The organism is Stenotrophomonas sp. TEPEL, from assembly GCF_004348785.1.
GTDB classification, from domain to species: Bacteria; Pseudomonadota; Gammaproteobacteria; order Xanthomonadales; family Xanthomonadaceae; genus Stenotrophomonas; species Stenotrophomonas indicatrix.
Window position 1 is genome coordinate 4,161,019 of sequence record NZ_QQXJ01000001.1, and the last position, 19,294, is coordinate 4,180,312.

General features: G+C 69.7%; 16 protein-coding genes. 10 read left to right on the forward strand and 6 right to left on the reverse strand.

Translation table 11 applies throughout. The features are described from left to right. Positions 1–6: 6 nt before the first annotated feature. From TEP_RS19045 to TEP_RS19060, 4 genes are read left to right on the forward strand one after another with little or no spacing between them, the layout of a single operon-like run. The gene (locus TEP_RS19045; protein WP_132826324.1) at positions 7–903 is read left to right on the forward strand and encodes a DUF58 domain-containing protein; all 897 of its coding nucleotides are present in this window, start codon (positions 7–9) and stop codon (positions 901–903) included. Continuing rightward, the gene (locus TEP_RS19050) at positions 900–2,021 is read left to right on the forward strand and encodes a BatA domain-containing protein (RefSeq protein ID WP_132826325.1); all 1,122 of its coding nucleotides are present in this window, start codon (positions 900–902) and stop codon (positions 2,019–2,021) included. Before TEP_RS19045 ends, TEP_RS19050 begins: the two co-directional genes overlap by 4 nt. Continuing rightward, the gene (locus TEP_RS19055) at positions 2,018–4,189 is read left to right on the forward strand and encodes a hypothetical protein (protein WP_132826326.1); all 2,172 of its coding nucleotides are present in this window, start codon (positions 2,018–2,020) and stop codon (positions 4,187–4,189) included. The genes TEP_RS19050 and TEP_RS19055 overlap by 4 nt, the downstream gene beginning before the upstream one ends. Further along, positions 4,186–5,991, forward strand: coding sequence for a hypothetical protein (locus TEP_RS19060; protein ID WP_132826327.1), 1,806 nt, complete (start codon positions 4,186–4,188; stop codon positions 5,989–5,991). The genes TEP_RS19055 and TEP_RS19060 overlap by 4 nt, the downstream gene beginning before the upstream one ends. A 164-nt stretch (positions 5,992–6,155) precedes the next feature. Here TEP_RS19060 and TEP_RS19065 read toward each other — a convergent pair whose 3' ends face one another. Further along, positions 6,156–6,821, reverse strand: a complete 666-nt coding sequence (locus TEP_RS19065; RefSeq protein WP_132826328.1) for a hypothetical protein — start codon at positions 6,819–6,821, stop codon at positions 6,156–6,158. A gap of 37 nt (positions 6,822–6,858) precedes the next feature. Beyond that, entirely contained in the window at positions 6,859–7,389 is a 531-nt protein-coding gene (locus TEP_RS19070; protein ID WP_132826329.1) for a hypothetical protein, read from the reverse strand. Between the two features lie 240 nt (positions 7,390–7,629). Between TEP_RS19070 and TEP_RS19075 the strand changes: the two genes are divergently transcribed. The 4 genes from TEP_RS19075 (at position 7,630) to TEP_RS19090 (ending at position 12,745) form a co-directional block, all read left to right on the forward strand. Then, positions 7,630–8,733: a hypothetical protein gene (locus tag TEP_RS19075; protein ID WP_132826330.1), complete on the forward strand. Its 1,104-nt coding sequence runs from the start codon at positions 7,630–7,632 to the stop codon at positions 8,731–8,733. Between the two features lie 93 nt (positions 8,734–8,826). Continuing rightward, positions 8,827–11,316: a DEAD/DEAH box helicase gene (locus tag TEP_RS19080; protein ID WP_132826331.1), complete on the forward strand. Its 2,490-nt coding sequence runs from the start codon at positions 8,827–8,829 to the stop codon at positions 11,314–11,316. Continuing rightward, entirely contained in the window at positions 11,313–12,332 is a 1,020-nt protein-coding gene (locus TEP_RS19085) for a ribonuclease H-like domain-containing protein (RefSeq protein ID WP_132826332.1), read from the forward strand. Before TEP_RS19080 ends, TEP_RS19085 begins: the two co-directional genes overlap by 4 nt. A gap of 89 nt (positions 12,333–12,421) precedes the next feature. Continuing rightward, positions 12,422–12,745, forward strand: a complete 324-nt coding sequence (locus tag TEP_RS19090) for an I78 family peptidase inhibitor (protein WP_025876032.1) — start codon at positions 12,422–12,424, stop codon at positions 12,743–12,745. A gap of 86 nt (positions 12,746–12,831) precedes the next feature. On the opposite strand, the gene TEP_RS19095 is transcribed toward TEP_RS19090, so the two are convergent. Both TEP_RS19095 and TEP_RS19100 read right to left on the reverse strand, forming a co-directional pair. Then, complete coding sequence (locus tag TEP_RS19095; protein ID WP_132826333.1) at positions 12,832–14,775, reverse strand: M56 family metallopeptidase; 1,944 nt, start codon at positions 14,773–14,775, stop codon at positions 12,832–12,834. Between the two features lie 3 nt (positions 14,776–14,778). Continuing rightward, entirely contained in the window at positions 14,779–15,165 is a 387-nt protein-coding gene (locus tag TEP_RS19100; protein ID WP_025876036.1) for a BlaI/MecI/CopY family transcriptional regulator, read from the reverse strand. 229 nt (positions 15,166–15,394) lie between these two features. Here TEP_RS19100 and TEP_RS19105 point away from each other — a divergent pair, with 229 nt between their 5' ends. Next, complete coding sequence (locus TEP_RS19105) at positions 15,395–16,474, forward strand: serine hydrolase domain-containing protein (RefSeq protein ID WP_132826334.1); 1,080 nt, start codon at positions 15,395–15,397, stop codon at positions 16,472–16,474. Here TEP_RS19105 and TEP_RS19110 read toward each other — a convergent pair. Continuing rightward, on the reverse strand, positions 16,471–17,577 hold the full coding sequence (locus TEP_RS19110; RefSeq protein WP_132826335.1) for an SDR family oxidoreductase: 1,107 nt from the start codon (positions 17,575–17,577) through the stop codon (positions 16,471–16,473). The genes TEP_RS19105 and TEP_RS19110 overlap by 4 nt on opposite strands. 217 nt (positions 17,578–17,794) lie before the next feature. On the opposite strand from TEP_RS19110, the gene TEP_RS19115 reads away from it, so the two are divergent. Next, entirely contained in the window at positions 17,795–18,139 is a 345-nt protein-coding gene (locus TEP_RS19115) for a hypothetical protein (protein WP_132826336.1), read from the forward strand. Here TEP_RS19115 and TEP_RS19120 read toward each other — a convergent pair. Further along, the gene (locus tag TEP_RS19120; RefSeq protein ID WP_132826337.1) at positions 18,127–19,188 is read right to left on the reverse strand and encodes a DNA topoisomerase IB; all 1,062 of its coding nucleotides are present in this window, start codon (positions 19,186–19,188) and stop codon (positions 18,127–18,129) included. The two genes, TEP_RS19115 and TEP_RS19120, sit on opposite strands and share 13 nt — an antisense overlap. Positions 19,189–19,294: the final 106 nt, after the last annotated feature.

A 19,294-nucleotide genomic window follows, 5' to 3' on the forward strand; every position in this document is an offset into this window, starting at 1 on the left:
CCACTGGTGACCGCAGGCACGCCGCTGCTGCTGCCACCCGACCTGCGTGCGCGCCTGCGTGCGCTGCGCCTGCGGCCACGCCTGGCCAGCGGTGCGAGCGGCATCGGCCAGCATGCCAGCCGCAGCCGCGGCGCCGGCCTGGAATTCGCCCAGTACCGCGCCTACGAGCCCGGTGACGAACTGCGCCAGATCGACTGGAAGCTGTATGCGCGCTCGGATCGCTTCTTCGTGCGCGAATCCGAGCGCGAAAGCCCGATTGCCGTCTGGCTGCTGCTCGATGCCACGGCCTCGGCGGGCCAGTCCGATCGCACAGCGCCTGGACGCAGCCGCCTGGATCACATGCGGCAGCTGGCTGCCTGCGTGGTCGAGCTGGCGCTGCAGCAGGGTGATCGCTTCGGCCTGCTGGCGATCAATGGCGATGGCCTGCAGCTGGTGCCCGCAGCGAGCGGCGCACGCCAACGTGACCGCGTGCATCTGCAGCTGCATGCCCTGCAGGCGCGCGGCGCATGGCCGGCCGCAGAGCGACTGAGACCGCTGTGGGAGCGCGTGCGCCCCGGCGATCTGCTGCTGACCATCGGCGATGGTTTCGACGACGCAGGCATCATGCTGCTGGAGCAGCTGGCCAGCGCCCGCCGCGAGGTGATGCTGCTGCAGGTGCTGACCGCCGACGAGCGCGATTTCCCCTTCGACGCAGGCCATCGTTTCCGCGATCCGGAAACGGGCGATGAACTTCTCGGCGATGGCGCCGCGATCCGCGCCGACTACCTGCAGCGCTTCGCCGAGGCGCGCGCCGCGCTGCAATCGCGGTTGCAATCCAGTGGCATCGCCATCGCCACCAGTTGGCTCGACCAGCCGCTGGACCAGCCGCTGCAGGCGCTGTTCGGCCGCAGGGGCGGCGCATGAGCCTGCTGTTCCCGCTGGGCTTGGCGGCGCTGGCCGCATGGCTGCTGCCACTGCTGATCCACCTCGCCCGTCGTCATCCCTACACGCCACTGGATTTCGCTGCGCTGCGCTGGCTGCGCGCCCAGGTGCGACCGCGGCAGCGCATCCGCTACGATGATTGGCCGCTGTTGCTGGTGCGCCTGCTGTTGCTGGCCGCACTGGCCCTGCTGCTGGCGCGCCCGGCGCTGACCGGTCCTGCGCCCGTGCCAGCAGCGTGGACGGTGGTGGCACCGGGCCTGGACGCGATCGCGCTGCGCGGCAGCACCGATGCGCGCAACTGGCATTGGCTGGCGCCGGGCTTCCCCACCATCGACCAGCCCGCGCCGGCCAACGCTGCTTCCCTGCCCAGCCTGCTGCGCGAGCTGGACGCGCAGTTGCCGGCCGGCACCGCGCTGACCGTACACGTACCCGATCCCTTGCCCGGCCTTGATGGTGCCCGCCTGCAGCTGTCGCGCGAGGTGCAGTGGCAGCCACACGCGCTGGCCGTCACCGCGCCGCCACACGCTTCCCCGGCACCACGCCTGCGTACGCGCAGCGATGCACCGGCCGCTGCGCTGCAATGGCTGGGCGCGTTGCAGCGCGCGTGGAGCACGCAACCATTGGCGGCCCCCTTGGCCGACGACGCGTTGCCTGCGCGCGGCGAGATCGGCGTCTGGACCGCCAACGATGCGCTGCCTGGCACCTGGCAGCGCTGGCTGCAGCAGGGCGGCACGGTGCTGACCGCTGCGAAACCGCCAGCGGGTGCACCCGTACTGCTGCGCGATGCAGACAATGCACCGCTGCTGTGGCAGCAGCGCATCGGCCAGGGCCGCCTGCTGCATCTGCCCGGCGAATGGAACGTGGCCCGCAACAGTGCACTGCGCGATGACGGCCTGCCGCGCGACCTGCTGCAGGCCCTGCAACCGCCATCAACGCCGCAGCTGGGTGATGCGCAGGATCAGGCGCCACGCCGGGCGGCCCTGCCCGCCGCAACGCCGCCCCTGCGCGAACCCACCGCCTGGCTGCTGCTGGTGATCGTGCTGTTGTTCGCGCTTGAGCGCTGGATGGCGAGCAGTGCGCGACGCGGGGCTGCACCATGAAGGCGCTGCAACAGGCATGGCAGCGCGCGCGCCGGCGCCGCGCGGCGATCACCCTGCTGCTGGGCCTGCCGTGGGCGCTGGCGTCAGCGGCACTTGCGCTGCGCGTGTCCGGTTTCGATATCGCCTGCGTCGTGGCAACCATGGCCCTGCTGATCATTGCGGCCGCAGCGACGATGCGCGCCCGGCAGCTGGACCGACGCTGGTTGCAGCGCACGCTCGATGCCAGTGGCGCCAGCGAAGACAGCGCCGACCTGCTGTTCGCTGACGCCGGCACGCTCAACCCGTTGCAGCAACGCCAGCGCACGCACGTGCTGGCGGCGCTTGAACGCAACCTCCCCGAGCTGCGACCACGCTGGCCGCGCAGGGCAATGGCGCTGTGCTGGATCGGCAGCATCGCCGTCGTTGTGCTGGCACTGGGCTGGCCGCACCGCGCCGCACCGCGCCCCACGGCGCCTGCCTCGCCGCAAAGCAGCGCCAAGGCCGGTCCATTGCGCCTGCAGTCCACTGGACTGCGCATCGACGCACCGGCCTACACCGGCCAACCCACGCGCACGCAGAACGCACTTGACGCCAAGGTCGCCGCCGACAGTCGCCTGTCCTGGTCACTGCGCTTCGACCGTGCACCCAGCAACGCCTGGCTGCAGTTCCACGACGGTCGACGCCTGCCGTTGCGCGAGCGCAATGGTGAATGGCAGGCGCAGCACGTAGCGCATGCCCCGGTGCTGTATCGCGTGGTCAGCGAACCGGCGCTGGCCGAAACCCGCCTGCATCGGCTCGACGTGGTCGCCGACCGTGCGCCGACGGTGCGCGTGATCGAGCCTGCCACCAGCCTGGTGCTGGGCACCCCCGGGCAACGGCAGTGGACGCTGCGCTTCGAGGCCAGCGACGATCATGGCGTCTCCCCACAGGCGACGCTGTCGATCACCACCACCCAGGGCAGCGGCGAGAACATCACCTTCGTACGCCGCAGCGTGACGCTCAGCGGCAGCGGTGAGGCGAAGGCACGGCGCTTTGCCCATACCCTGGATCTGGCCGCGCTGGGCGCACAGCCCGGCAACGATGTGATCGCCCAGCTGGAAGTGCGCGACAACCACGCGCCGGCAGCACAGGTCGGCCGCAGCAGCAGCGTGATCCTGCGCCTGCCCAGCGCCGAGGCCGTGCTCGGTGCCGAACTGGAAGGCCGCATCAAGAAGACCCTGCCCGCGTACTTCCGCAGCCAGCGGCAGATCATCATCGACGCCGAGGCGTTGATCCGCGAACGCCGGAGCGTAGCCGCCGATACCTTCGTCAAGCGCAGCGACGCGATCGGCGTCGACCAGCGCATCCTGCGCCTGCGCTACGGCCAGTTCCTGGGCGAAGAAAGCGAGGGCGCGCCGAAGCCACCGCCGACCAGCGACCTGCCCACCAGCGATACGCCGGCGGCAGACGCACACGATGAAGAGCATGAGCATGAGCACGGTCACGGCGCCGAGGCCGGCGCACACGACGAGCACGGCCACGACCACGGTGGCGCAGCCAGCGGCAATGACACGCCACCGGTGTTCGGCAGCGCCACCGACGTGCTGTCCGAGTACGGGCATACCCACGACCACGCCGAGGCGGCGACGCTGCTTGACCCGCAGACACGCGCCACCTTGAAGGCCGCGCTGGACCAGATGTGGTCGGCCGAAGGCGAGCTGCGCCAGGGCCGCCCCGAGCAGGCCCTGCCGTTTGCCTACAAGGCGCTGGCGTTCATCAAGCAGGTGCAGCAGGCCGAGCGCATCTACCTGGCCCGCGTCGGCCCGGAGCTGCCGCCGATCGACGAGAGCCGGCGCCTGAGCGGTGACCGTGCCGGGCTGGCCAGCCGCAACCTGCCGCTGGCCGCGCGCACGCCGCCCGATCCGGCCGTCGTCGAGGCCTGGCAGCGATTGGGCGACGAGGATGGCACGCCCGATCTGGACATGCTGGCCGCTTGGCAGCAGCGCAACAACGCCTACCTGCCCGATGCACTGGACCTGGCTGCCGCCATCGAACAACTGCGCATCGAACCCGGCTGCACCGAGTGCCGGCAGCGCCTGCGCGCGCAGCTGTGGCGCGCATTGCAGCGGCCACTGCCGCAGGTGATGCGACGCCGTGCGGCCGATGCCATGGGGCAGCGCTACCTCGACGCGCTGGAGGCACAGCCATGAGCACATCGGCATTGAACGTGTGGGTCGCAGTGGCGCTGGCGCTGATCGTGCTCGTCGCCAGTGCACGCCAGCTGCGTCCGCCCACGCAGAGGCGCGGCCGTCTTATCGCCGTGCTCACGCTGCAGGCGGCCGCCGCTGCGCTGCTGTACGTCTGCCTGCTGCCGCCCTCACAGCGCGCTTCCCTGGCCGGCCTGGTGGTGATCGGCGCCGAGGCCGACAAGGCCGGTGCACTGCCGACCGGCGGCACCCGGGTGCTGCTGCCGGAAGCAACCGATAGGGCCGATGCAGCGCGCGTGCCGGACCTGGCCACCGCGCTGCGCCGCTACCCGTCCTCCACGGTGACACTGGTCGGTGCCGGCCTGGCCGCGCGTGACCGCGATGCCGTGCTGCCCGCCGACACGCGCTGGCAGGCACCTCCTGAAGCCCACGGTTGGATTGCCCTGCAGCCGCCCGTGGACAGCGCTCCCGGTGCGCGCTTCGACGTGCACGCACAGGCTCGCGGCGTGGAACGCGCGCAGGCTGAACTGCTGGACCCGGCCGGTGCCGTGGTCGATCGTGCACCGCTGGCTGCGGATGGCCGTGTGCAGCTCAGCGGCATCGCCCGCGCCGAGGGCCGCAGCGTGTTCCAGCTGCGCCTGCTGGATGCGCAGGGCCATGTGGCCGACCGCGTGCCGGTGCCGCAGCAGACGCTGGCCGCCGCTCCGCTGCGCGTGCTGGTGCGCTCGGCTGCCCCCGGCGCCGAACTGAAGTACCTGCGGCGCTGGGCCACCGATGCCGGCATCCGCGTGCAGGTGCAGGCCGAGACCGGCGCCGGCCTCAGCCTGGGCGACGGCAACGTAGCGTTGGACGCCTCAACGCTGGCACGCAGCGATCTGCTGCTGCTCGACGAACGCAGCCTGGCCGCGCTCGGTGCCGCTCAGCTGGCGGCCGTGCGCCAGGCCCTTCGCGATGGCCTGGGCCTGCTGGTGCGCAGTACCGGCGCGCCATCAGCCAGCGCACGGCAACGCCTGCGCGATCTCGGCCTGCCCGTGCAGGGCGATGCCAGCAGCCAGGTTGCGGCAATGCCTGGGGAGGGTGATGCAACGATGCTGCAGGCACGTCGCGGGCCGCTTGCTGCCGGCACCCTGCCTACCACGGATGGCGAAGAAGCCGACCGCGCGTCGCACGCCGCAGCGCTGCCAACGCTGGAGTACCTGGCGCTGCAGGCAGCCGGCAGCCGCCCCCTGCTGCAGGATCGCGACGGCACGCCCATCGGGGGGTGGCGCGCCGTCGGCAAGGGGCGCATCGGGCTGCTGCCGATCACCGACAGCTGGCGCTGGGTACTGGCCGGTCGCGAGGATCGCCACGGCGAGTTGTGGAGCACGGTGTTCGCCGCCCTCGCACGCGCGCAGGTGGGGACCGAAGGTCCATGGTCGACACAGGCACTGGCCTGGGCCGGCGAACGGCAGTCGCTGTGCGGCGTGCAGGCACCGCTGCGGGCCTTCGACGGACGCGGCGATGGCGTGCCGCTGATCGTCGACAGCACCACCGGCACAGCACGATGCGCGGGCTGGTGGCCGCGCCAGGCCGGTTGGCAGCGCCTGCAGCACGGCGACCGCATGCAGTGGCGCTATGTGTTCGATCCGAAGCAGGCCCCTGCCCTGCACCGGCAGGCGATGATGGATGCCACCGCGCAGCGGCTGGCCACTGCGGCGCCGGCAACCGCGCGGGCGAGCCTGCGTGTGCCGGGACCGCGCTGGCCGTGGTGGCTGGCGTTCGTGCTGTGCGCATCGCTGCTGTGGTGGCTGGAGCGCCGGCGCTGATCCCGGGGTCGGACCCCTTGCGCCGGCGAAAGGGCTCTGACCCCACCGATTGGCTCGCGAACACCATCCACGCATGGCGTGGATCTACTGACGCCGTGCAGGGTAGATGCCAACCTTGGCTGGCGCCGGGCCGTCCGCGCATTTCATCCACGCATGACGTGGATCTACCTGCGGCGGTACACACCGTTGAAGCGCACGTTCATGCCGCCGCACTCGCTGTTGTCGGCCACGATCAGCACATCACCCAGCAGCTGCGCGTGCACCGTGCAGCTGTCCTCGACGAAGTCGACCTGGGCACCACGCGGTACCGCCTGCGCGCTTACCGCGCCGATGTTCGGCCCATAGGGACGAACCTCCGGCGAAGGATTGGCCGAAGGCCAGTAGGCATCGCCTTCCACCTGCAGCTGGTTGCCGTGTACGCGGATCTTCAGGCCGTTGTCTCCATCCTTCCAGTCACCCGACCAGGCCTGCAGCGTCGGCGCAGGTACCGGCAACGCCTGCAGCTTGCTGCGATCCACCCAGCCTGCGCTGCCACCCACCTTGTTCGGGAAGAACGCGCAGCGGTAGCGGCCAAGATCACGCCCGGTCACCACCGTGTCGCCACTCACCACGTAGCTGCGCTGGCGGCAGGCGGGTTCACCCTTGGCCGGGCAGCCGTCCATGTCGCCCAGCAGGTACAGGCGCGGCGTGCCCACCACTTTGGCCAGGACAAAGCCCGATTGTTCCGAAGGAAACGCGCCATTGCGGCACGAACCGCCATCGGTCAGGTCGCTGGCGGACGCGGCAAGCGGGCTCAGCGTTGCAAGCAGGAACAGGGTACGCAGCAGCATCCAGGCAGCCTCGAAGGGAAGGCCCGCAGGATAACGCCTACTTCTCCGGCGGTGCGCCGCAACCATCCTGCTGCGCGCAGAACTGCAGCGCACGGCGTTGCTGCTCGGCGCTCAGTTCCGGTGGCGGCCGGGCGATGGCCGACTGGATCTGGTCCGGGCCGCCGGTGATCCTGTTCAGGCCCTTGGCCGCGGCCATCACGCCCTTGACCACGCCCATCATGATGTAACCGCCGCCCATGCTGACCTGCTCGGGCGACGGCGGCTCGCTCCAGTCGCGGCTGAAGCGGTTGTTCTCCGCGCGCATCGGGTTCTTGAAGCGGTACAGGTCCAGCGGCTGGTCGTCTTCAGGCTTGAGCGCACGCACTTCGCCCAGCGTGGTGACGTTCCCCTGCGCAGGCGGGGCGACCACGGGCGCGTCATCTGCTGCGGGCGGCACGGCAGGCGCCGGTACGGGACCAGGCGTGGGCACGGGCACGGCCGCCGGCGTCGTCTGCTGCGCGTGCGCGATGCCCGCCAGCAGCACGGCGGCCAGAAGTGCTCCCTGCGTTGCCCGTTTTGCCACAGCCATCCACCGTGTTGGTTGCGTCCAGCAACCAAGGATACGGATGCCGGCTTCAGATTTCGTTGGAAACGGCGAGGGCGTTCAGGGAGTGTGCCGCATCACCGATGCGCGGCCAGGGCGCCGAAGTTTGCAACGAACTTCATTCCCCCCGCCAGGGCGGGGCCTGCATCCTGAGTCATTCGGTGTACGGCAGCCAGCCATGACAGCTTCCTCCACAGTCCCACCGCTGCAGCCGGTTGCCTGATGATGTCACGCGCAGCCGTGCTGGTCGTTCTGGCAGTCCTGTTGGTGATGGTCCTCGCGGCCGTTGCCGAATGGGCATCACGCGTCCGCACAGGCTTGGCCTCGCTGCGCCGGAGCAGCACCCTGCGGACGCTCGATGCTCAAGAACACTCCGCACTGGCACCGCTGCGCGCGCTGACCGGTTGTGTCCACGACGACCAGGTGAAGCGGCTGCGCGGGGCGTTCACCGGGGGCGCGTGCTGGAACAACTTCCCGGTTGGCGATGGCCTGCTGGGTGGAGTTCCCGTGCTGGTTCCAAGGCGGGCATGGCCGTACCTCTCGGAAGACAACCAAGCCGAAGTGGTGCTGGACGAACGCGTGGCGGTGGTGGTGCGTCTCAATGGCTTCAATATCGCTGCTGCACGACCGGAGGCAGCCACCAGCCGGGTCTGTGGCGAGCGCATGGAGACACCGGAAGAAGTGTCGATGCGACGGGGTCCCGGCCTGCGCCCTTCCCCGCTGGTGATTGCCGCACTGGCGCTATGGGCCGCCGCCGACGTCCCGGGCCTGCTCGCCACGCCATTGCTTGCCATCGCCGGTCTTGCGGCCTGGCTGGGCCGCCCACGCCGCAACGGCCCTGCGACGGCGCAGCGCGTACTGCGGGTCCGCGGCCGCCTGCTCGTGTATCGGCGCACTGCCCAGGCATCACAGGTGTGGCTCTTGGGCAATGACCGGCGCGTGCAGCTTCCGGCGGAATGGGAGCACGCCGAGGCATTCTCCCGCGGGCGCTCGATGTTGCTGGATGTGCGCACCTGCGATGGATGGGTGCTGGGCGCGGGCACGGCATGGTGCCTGGCCAGCGACCGACGACGCTATCCGCCCACGGGAGGGTTCTGGCATCTGGCTTGGCTGGGCATGCTGCTGTGCGTGCTGATGTTCGGCGCCGCCTCGGTACCGCTGTCACAGCGCCTGGACCTGGGCTGGCCGGTTGCATCTGCCTGGCAGGCGCTGGCAGTGCTGGCGCTGGGCTGGCACACGGTACGGCTTGTGGTCTGCATCGTGCAGTCCGTCCGCCGCAGCAAGGCGCTCGGCGCGGAAATCGCGCGTCGTCCCGACCCATGGCAATGAACGGTTCACGCCCTTCGCGCGCGATGTCTCACATCCTGAGACGTGAATGTGGTGCCATGTGACCCCTCGAAAAATGTCCCGGCTCCATCTTCCATGGCCTACGAACTCGCCAAGCGCACCGCCGATGCGGAGCAGCAGCTCGCCACCCGCGATGGCCTGCCCGCGCGCGATGGCGCACTGCTCAGTGCACGCCTGCAGCGCCGCTACCAGGATCGCATCACCGGCAGCTTCGCCATTCCCGGCCGCGAAGGCCGCTATGCGCCGATTCCTGATTCCGTGCCACCGGCCCTGACTGCGGCACTGAAGGCACGTGGCATCGAACAGCTCTACAGCCACCAGGCCGAGGCATGGGAGGCCAGCCAGCGTGGCGAGCACGTGGCCATCGTCACCCCCACTGCCAGCGGCAAGTCGCTGTGCTACACCCTGCCGGTGGTCAGCGCCGCCATGCAGGACAAGGCCAAGGCGCTGTACCTGTTCCCGACCAAGGCACTGGCCCAGGACCAGGTGGCCGAACTGCTGGAGCTCAACCGCGCCGGCGATCTGGGTGTGAAGGCCTTCACCTTCGATGGCGACACCCCCGGCGATGCGCGGCAGGCGATCCGCCTGCATGGCGACATCGTGGTCTCCAACCCGGACATGCTGCACCAGGCGATCCTGCCGCATCACACCAAGTGGGCGCAGTTCTTCGAGAACCTGCGCTACATCGTCATCGACGAAGTACACACCTATCGCGGCGTGTTCGGCAGCCATGTCACCAACGTGCTGCGCCGGCTCAAGCGCATCTGCGCGTTCTACGGGGTGCAACCGCAGTTCATCCTGTGCTCGGCCACCATCGGCAACCCGCAGGCGCATGCCGAGGCGCTGATCGAAGCACGAGTCACCGCCATCACCGAATCCGGCGCGCCCAGCGGGCCGAAGCAGGTGCTGCTGTGGAATCCGCCAGTGATCAACCCCGACCTGGGCCTGCGTGCCTCGGCGCGCTCGCAGAGCAACCGTATCGCCCGCATCGCGATCAAGTCCGGGCTGAAGACCCTGGTGTTCGCGCAGACCCGGCTGATGGTCGAGGTGCTGACCAAGTACCTGAAGGACATCTTCGATCACGATCCGCGCAAACCACCACGCATCCGCGCCTACCGCGGCGGCTACCTTCCCACCGAGCGCCGCGAGACCGAGCGTGCGATGCGTGCCGGCAACATCGACGGCATCGTCAGCACCTCGGCGCTGGAACTGGGCGTGGATATCGGCAGCCTGGACGTGGTGATCCTCAACGGTTACCCCGGCAGCGTGGCTGCCACCTGGCAGCGCTTCGGCCGCGCCGGACGCCGCCAGCAGCCCGCACTCGGGGTGATGGTGGCCAGTTCGCAGCCGCTGGACCAGTACGTGGTGCGCCATCCGGACTTCTTCGCCGAGGCGTCGCCGGAACACGCACGCATCGCACCCGACCAGCCGTTGATCCTGTTCGATCACATCCGCTGCGCGGCGTTCGAACTGCCGTTCCGGGTCGGCGATGGCTTCGGCCCGATCGATCCTGAAGTGTTCCTGGAAGCACTGGCCGAAACCGAGGTCATCCACCGCGAAGGCGAGCGCTGGGAGTGGATTGCCGACAGCTATCCGGCCAACGCGGTCAGCCTGCGCGCGGTGGCCGATGGCAACTTCGTGGTGGTCGACCGCAGCGATGGCCGCCAGCAGATCATCGCCGAGGTGGACTACTCCGCTGCCGCACTGACCCTGTACGAAGGCGCCATCCACATGGTGCAGTCCACGCCCTACCAGGTGGAAACGCTGGACTGGGAAGGCCGCAAGGCTTACGTCACCCGCACCCACGTGGACTACTACACCGACAGCATCGACTTCACCAAGCTCAAGGTGCTGGACCGTTTCGATGGCGGCGTAGCCGGCCGTGGTGATTCGCACCATGGCGAAGTGCACGTAGTGCGCCGCGTGGCCGGTTACAAGAAGATCCGCTACTACACCCACGAGAACATCGGCTACGGCCCGGTCAACCTGCCCGACCAGGAACTGCACACCACCGCGGTGTGGTGGCAGCTGCCGCAGGCGCTGCTGCTGCGCGCCTTCGCCAGCAAGCAGGATGCGCTGGATGGGTTCCTCGGCGCCGCCTATGCACTGCACATCGTAGCCACGGTGGCGGTGATGGCCGATGCGCGCGACCTGCAGAAGTCGGTGGGCAACGGCGATGGCACCTGGATCGCGATTGCCGACCAGAGCGGGCGCGGCCAGCTGCGGGGCAGCGATGGCGAGCCTGGCGCGGTGGAACTGCTGCAGGAATTCGTGCCGACCGTATACCTGTACGACAACTTCCCCGGTGGCGTCGGCCTGAGCGAGCCGCTGTGGCAGCGCCAGGCGGAGCTGGTGCAGCGCGCGCGCGAACTGGTACAGCGCTGCGACTGCAGGGCGGGTTGTCCGGCCTGCGTCGGCCCGGTGCTGGCCGCGCAGGAACAGGATGAAACCTCACCGCGTGCGCTGGCGCTGCGCGTGCTCGACCTGTTCGATGCCGATGCCTGCCAGCACGTCGCCGACGTGGTGGTGAGCACGCGCGACCCGATGGAGCTGATCGCCCCGTGAGCCTGAGCCTGGACAAGCTGCGCCTGCTGCGGAAGCAGGCCGGTGACCCGAAAGCAGCCACGCCTGCCGCGCCGACGCAGCAGACGCCGCCGGCACTGATGGCCGCCAACGATGCGCGGCAGCCACCGGCCGAGCGTTCGGTGTTTGCCTGGGTGGAACAGGAGATCCGCCACAAGCCGACCGGCACCGCCTCCACCACGCCTGCGCCGGCAGCACTGCGACGGCCCGAGGTCGGCAGCCTGCATCGCCTGCTCGGCATGCGCTCGCGGGGTGGCCCTGCGCCGGCACGCGCCAGCGCGCAGGACCGCCAGCTGCCCGGCAACGAGATTGCGCCTGGCCTGTTCCTGATCGAGTCACTGCTGCCGCAGCCGATTCCCGCCATGCCGCTGTCGCTGGCCTTCGCCAAGCGCGAGGGTGAGTACGTGGCTGCGCGCGACCTGCTGTTCTTCGATACCGAGACCACCGGCCTGGCCGGCGGCACCGGCACCCGCGCCTTCATGATCGGCGCCGCCGACTGGCATGTGTGCCCGCAGCGTGGCGAAGGCCTGCGCATCCGCCAGCTGCTGATGTCGACGATGGCTGCCGAGGAGGAGATGCTGGCCGCTTTTGCCAGCTGGCTGCAGCCGCATACCGTGTTCTGCAGCTACAACGGCCGCAGCTACGACGCCCCACTGCTGAAGACACGCTATCGGCTGGCCCGCCAGGCCGATCCCATCACCGCGCTGGACCATGTCGACCTGCTGTATCCCACCCGCCGGCGTTACCGCGGTACGTGGGAGAACTGCAAGCTGTCCACCATCGAGCGGCAACTGCTGCGCGTGGTGCGCGAAGATGACCTGCCCGGCTCGGAAGCCCCCGCCGCATGGCTGCGCTTCCTGCGCGGCGGCGATGCACTGAATCTGCGCCGGGTGGCCGACCACAACCACCAGGACGTGGTGACCCTGGCCCTGCTGCTGCAGCGGCTGGTGCGGGAAGAGCAGCGCGAACGGGAGACCCTGGCGCTGGTAAGCGGATGAACGGAGAGAGCGGATCCAGGCGGCGTTGACATCACTGACACAGCGCTCGGCGACACTGCCGCTACTGAACACCACCCAGGAGTACTGCCATGCGTCGATCCCCCCTGTTGCTGCTTGCGGCCATCCTGCCGCTGGCCGCCTGCAGCCATGCCGGTGGCAACGCCTCCGCCGATGCCGGCAGCCTGCCAGCCAAGGTGTCCGATGGTCCGCAGGAGTGCCGCCCCGAGGCGCTGGACGCATTCACCGGCAAGACCGCCGACGAAGCGACGATCAAGAAGCTGGTGGCCGACAGTGGCGCGCGCAACGCACGCGTGGTCAAACCGGGGATGGCGGTGACCATGGACTTCCGCCAGGACCGGGTGACCGTGCAGGTGGACGCACAGAACCGTATCGAGCGCGCCAGCTGCGGTTGATGGGGTAGCGCCGGGCCATGCCCGGCGGATTCCATTCGCATACGCGCCGCTGCGCTCGCCGGGCATGGCCCGGCGCTACCACTCTGTCAGAGCCGCTCGGCCTTGCCGCTGGCCAGCGCGCGCGCGATGACCTGCTCTGCCTGCTTCGCTGCCTGCGCCTGCAGCCGCGCCTGGCGCTCACCCAACGCGGCCTGTTGACTGCCCAGTGCCGCCTGCTGGCTTCCCAGCGCGGCCTGCTGGCTGGCGAGACGGCTCATCTCGCGGCTGCGTTCGGACTGCAGCGCCTGGTTGCGGGCCACCTGTGACGCGCGCTGTGCTTCGGCCGCCGCCTTGCGTGCAATCGCCGCATCATCCACCGCGCCGCGTGTAGCCCGCGCCGCTTCGGCTGCCGCTTCGCGATTGATGTCGCGATCGTTGATCGCACTGCGTGCAGCCCGTGCGGCGGCGAGAGCGATCTCACGCGCCTCTTCACTCTGCAGCCTGCCCAGCTCGCCCTGCGCGCGGCCAAGCTGGCCCTGCTGTCGACCCAGCGCACTCTGCTGGCGCCCCAGTTCACTCTGCTGGCGGCTCAGGTCAACGGCGCCGGCATAGGCACGCTGCAACGACTGGATCAGCATCGGATCGCGCACCACGTAGCGCTTGTCGCCCTGACGGAACCACAGTGCGGGGCCGTCACCAAGCCGGCTGCGCGCCTGCATCACATCATCCATGCCGGCATTGGCGAACGCCTGGCCGTGATCGACGAGGACAAAGGCCTGCGGCGGCGGCGTACCCAGATCCAGCTGGCCATGGGTGACGATGGTGGTCTGCGAGTGCGCATGGGTGCCTGCGTCCTGCTCCTCGTCTTCATTGACGTCGGCAGGTTCGTCAGGCTCGGCGGGTTCTGCCGGCTCGGCCCAGTCGGCCGGCTCTGCCGGTACCGCTGCGGCAGGCGGCGCTGCCGGTGCCGGGGGTGCTGCGGGCGGCGGCGGCGGCGCGGGCACAGCGCGCGGCGGTGCCGGCGGCGCAGGCGGGACCGGCGCGGCCACCAGCCGCATCGGCGCCACGCCCACGGCCAACACAACCAGCGTCAGGCCAACGGCCAGCAGGCGTGGGCACGCCCGGTGCGACTGCAGCGACAGCAGGCGGCGCTTGAGGCTGGTGGTGCTGGGCGCTGCGCTGGCCACGCCGAGGTGTGGCTGCGGCGCCACACCCAGCTGCAGCAGCAACCGGCCATAGGCATGGCGGCTGGCACCGTGCTGGCCGACCACCGCCGCATCCACGGCTTCCTCGCGGGCCTGGGCGTATTCGCGCACGGCCAGGCGCAGCAGCGGATGGAAGAAGAACAGATGCTGGGCCAGGGCAGGCAGCAGCCCCCACTGCAGGTCACGACGCTGCAGGTGTTGCAGCTCGTGGGTCAGCGCCAGGTCCAGCGCATCGCCCTGCAGCGCGTTCATGCCCGCTGGCAGCAGCAGCACCGGACGGAACGGCCCGACCAGCTGCGGCGCGTCCACCTGGTCGCTCATCCACAGGCGCGGCGCGCGGCGCAGGCCGTGCGCATCCGAAGCCAGCTGCAGTGCCTGCACCAGCGCCTGGTCCTCGCACGGATACGACGCGGCCAGCAGCGCACGGCACCGGCGCCATTCGCCAAAGGTCCGCAGCGCCATCAGCAGTACGCCGGACATCCACAGTGCGGCCAGGGCCACTGCCCACCAGGCCACCTGCGCGCTTCCGGTATCGCTCATCGGCACGTTCGCCAGCAGTTGCGCGGCGGCCTCCGGCGCCAGCGGATACACCGCATCCGCAGCAAGATCCACGGTCGTCATGACCACCGCATCGGGTGCGGGCAACCAGGCCAGCTGCAGCGGTTGGCTCCACAACAGACCGACCACCGCCTGCAGCGACACCAGCCACCACAACCGGCAACGAGTGGCCGCCGACAGTGCCGGCAGCGCGCGGCACAGCAGGTACACCAGCGCCACCAGCAGCACGGTCTGCAGGCTGGTCCAACCCAGCCGTTCCAGCATCGGAATCAACATCGAGGTCTCCATGGCTCAGTCCTCCTGGCGACGCGATTGCAGTTCGGCCACCAGCGCTTCCAGTTCGGCCAGTTCGTTGTCGCTGACCTTCTGCCGCTGCGACAGGTACGCCACGAAGGGCGACACCGAGCCCTGCAGCGTGTTGTCGACGAACTGGGCAACGGCCCCCTGCAGCACGCTCTCAGGGCCACGGGTGGGCTGGTAACGGTAGACGCCCTGCTGCTGCCTGCGCTGCAGGTAACCCTTGGCGCGCAGGCGCTCCATCATCGTCAACACGGTGGAGCGGGCCAGTCCGCGCGGTTCGCCATAGCCGCTGGCGACCTCGCCGACGCTGGCCGGCGCCTGCTCATCCACATACTGCAGCAGGGCCAGTTCCTGGTCCCCGATGGTCTTGCCACGCATGACACCACTCCCTTGACTACACGTGTCGCTACTGTTGCCATGACGACACCTGTAGTCAACCCCCCGGAAGTCATGGGCCGACGAACGGTAGGGCGCGCGACCGGCTTAAACCTTTTCCGCCGGGCGCGCATCCGACCCATGGCCTGTCGCCTGCGGCGGCCGTCACCGCCGCCGATCTTTCCGCCCTCCGGGAACCCGCATGCCTCGCCAGACGCTACGAACCCTGCTCATGATCATCAGCCTGCTGCCCTTCGCCGCCGTCTCCGCCAACCAGGACCAGGCCAACGACCAGACCCGTCGTTTCATCCGCCAGACCATGCAGGAACAGCGCATCCCGGGCCTGCAGATCGCGGTGGTCAAGGATGGCCAGGTGGTGCTGTCGGAAACCTATGGGCTGGCCAACGTCGAGAACGGCGTGGTCGCCACCCGCAGCACGCGGTTCCCGCTCAACTCGGCCACCAAATCCTTCACCGGCGTCGCTCTGGCGCAGCTGGCACAGGACGGGCGGGTGGATCTGGACGCGCCCATCGCGCGCTATCTCGACGACCTGCCCGAAAGCTGGCGGGTAGTGCGGGTGCGCCAGCTGCTCGCCCACACCTCCGGCCTGCCCGATATCCTCGATGCAGAGGGATTGCTGGGTGGGGGTTCGGAACAGGACGCATGGCAGGCGGTCCGCGCGCTGCCGGCAGAGGCCAGGGCCGGCGAGCGTTTCCTGTACAACCAGACCAACTACCTGCTGCTGGCGCGGATCATCGCGCGGCAATCCGGCATGCCCTACGAACGCTTCCTGGCCACCGGCCAGTTCTCCACCGCGCGCATGGCACGCACCACGTTCGGCGACAGCTACGACCTGATCCCGGATGCGGCGACGATGTACAGCTACCTGCCACGCCCCACCGATGCAAAGGATGCAACGCCGCGCCTGTCGCACTGGTTCTACGACATGCCGCCCAGCCTGTGGGCCGGCGGCGGCATCCTCACCACGGCCGATGACACCGCGCGCTGGCTGGTTGCATTGCAGGGGGGACGCCTGCTGGAGCAGCGCGCGGTGCAGCAGATGTGGACGGCCGAGCGCCTCAACGATGGCAGCGCCGGCGACTGGGCCGCAGGCTGGCCGGTGTTCAACACCGCACCCGACCTGCAGGTGGGAGGCATGGGCGGCGCGCGCTCGGCCTTCATCGTCTATCCCGAGCGCGGCCTCGCCGTTGTCGTGCTGACCAATCTGGTCGGCGCCAATCCGCAGCAGTTCATACCGCGCATCGCCGGTTTCTACACTGCCGCGCCCCTGGGCGTTGCCGCCGCGCGCTAACCGCGCGGCCCGCCCATCACAGGCAGGATCACCCCGCTGATGTAGCTGGCGCAGGCCGGAGACGCCAGGAACACATAGGCCGGCGACAGTTCTTCGGGCTGAGCCGGCCGGCCCATGTCACTGTCCTTGCCGAACTCGGCCACGTCCTTGGCCTGCTTGTCGGCCGGGTTCAACGGCGTCCACACCGGCCCCGGCGCCACGCAGTTGACCCGGATGCCGCGCGGCAGCAACTGGCTGGCCAGCGCCTTGGTGAACGCATGGATCGCGCCCTTGGTAGCCGAGTAATCGATCAGTGCCTTGCTGCCGAACAGGCCGGTTTCCGAGCCGGTGTTGATGATGCTGGCGCCTTCGCCCAAGTGTGGCAGCACTGCGCGTGCCATCTGGATGTAGCCGCCGATGTTGGTCTGCAGGGTTTCCTGCAGGTGCGCGTCTTCCAGGTCTTCCAGGCGCTCGCAGTGCAGCTGGAACGCCGCGTTGTTGACCAGGATGTCGATGCCACCAAAGGCCTTGGCCACCTGCTTGACGGCCTTGTTGCAGAAGCGCGGGTCGCGCACGTCGCCGGCGATCACCACACAGCGGCCGCCCTCCTTTTCCACGTGCTGGCGCGTCAGCTCGGCGTCCTTGGCTTCATCCAGATGCAGCACGGCAACGTCGGCGCCTTCGCGGGCGAACAGCACCGCCACCGCGCGGCCGATGCCGGAATCGCCGCCGGTGACGATCGCCCGCATGCCCTGCAGCTTGCCACTGCCGACATAGTCCGGCGCCAGGAAGCGCGGCGCCAGCTCCAGTGCATGCTCGTGGCCGGGCTTGGCCAGCTGCTGCGCCGGCATCTTCTCCGGCTGATGGCGTGGTCCGGCCTGGGTAGCGGTCTTCTTTGTCGCCTTCTTTGCCGCACGCACATCCTTCGCTTTTTCCTGGTCCTGCAGGCGCCGCTGCCGCGCTGCGACGCGCGCCGCGCGCGGATCGGCGGCGGCAGCCTTGCGGGTCGCCGTCTTCACCACGCGCGGGCGCTCGGTGTCGGCAGCCGTCGTCGCAGCGGTAGTGCCCTTGCGGACCTTGGGGGTCGCCTTGCGGCGGACGGGAAGCTTCTTGGTGGTGGCCATGCAGGTCTCCTCGGGGGGATTGGGGTTGCCGGCCAGCGGCCGGCACTACCGGGGCGCGTACGCCGCAGTACCGGGGGCGGCGTGCGCCGCTCGTGCAGTGTCTCCACGCAGGCTGTTGGCGGCAGTGAGCGCACTGTGTCCATCGCGTGCACGGCATTCATTCCGCCACCACGCGTGTCGTCGCACCCTGCAGGCCACAACACGAGGAACGTCCCCCATGAAACATGCCATTGCCACCGCCGCCGTCTGCTTCGCTCTCGCCGCCTGCAGCAGCAGTCCGGTCGCCCAGGTCCAGCCGATCGATGGGGTGATTTCCGGCCAGTGCCACACCGACAAGGTGCGCGGCGCAGTCGGCCTGGCCGCGTCGGGCATGACCATCGAACGTGCGCGCGTGGACAGCGACAGCCTGCACGTGCAGGTAACCCGCGGCGGCCGCGAGCGCAGCGGCAACACCGCCAGCGGCGCTGCCGATCCGGCCGCCGGCGCAGCCACGGAAGGTGGGGATCGCCTGACCATCGAAACCGGCCGCACCAACAACATCACCGCCATCTACTGCGGCTGACCTGCCTTGCGGCTGAGCCGCCGGGCCCGGCGCAGCACCTTCAGTGTCGCCTGTTCCCACTGCCGCGGGCCGCGCAGGCCCGCCAGTGCGGTCAGTTCGCCGCGTTCCCAACCGGCGAACACGCAGGGATCGATGTAGGCCTTGCGGCATACCGCTGGCGTATTGCCCAAGCGCGCAGCCACCTGGCACACCACCTCGCGTTGCGCCTTGGCCAGCGCGCGTTGGCTGGCCGGCTCGGGCAGTTCGGTGGCGGCGAAGGCCTGCACCGCCGCCATCGTGCCGCCCCAGGTGCGGAAGTCCTTGGCGGTGAAGTCCTCGCCCATCACCTCGCGCAGGTAGTCGTTGACCGCGCCCGAATCCACCGGCTGCACCTCGCCAGCATCGTCGCGGTACTGGAACAGGGCCTGACCCGGCAGCTGCTGCACGCTGCGCACCAGCGCACCCAGCCGACGGTCACCGACCACCACCTCCTGCAACTGCCCGGACTTGCCGCGGAAGCGCATGCGCACCCGGCCACCGCGAAGCAGGTCCAGGTGACGGTTGCGCAATGTTGTCAGGCCGTACGACTTGTTCTCCTGCGCGTAGGTCTCGTTGCCCACCCGCACCAGGGTGTCGGCCAGCAACGCGACCACCACAGCCAGCACCTTCTCGCGCGGGAAACCGCTGCGCTTGAGGTCGCGGCCCAGGCGCCGCCGCAGCGCCGGCAGCGCCTGGCCGAAGGCGATGGTGCGGTCGAACTTGCCGGCGTCGCGAACGGCCGCCCAGTCGGCGTGGTAGCGGTACTGCTTGCGCCCGCGCGCGTCGCGGCCGGTGGCCTGCAGGTGGCCATCGGCGCGGGCACAGATCCACACGGCGGTATAGGCCGGTGGAATGGCCAGCGCGCGGATGCGCTGCAGGGTGGCGGCATCGCGCACGGCATGCCCATCGGCATCGCGATAGGCAAAGCCCTTGCCTGCGCGTCGCCGGCTGATGCCGGGCTGGGTGTCATCAACGTAGCGCAGGCCGGCGGCGCGCGCGGCCTGGCGTTCGGGTGTGGGGGTCGCTGGCATGCCTGCAGTCTGCCGATCGGCGCGGCGTGGCCACGTCAATAACGCAAGACAAACACGTGAGGGCGGGTTCGCCGCTATGCTCGGCCTTTCACCGTCCCTTCCCTCC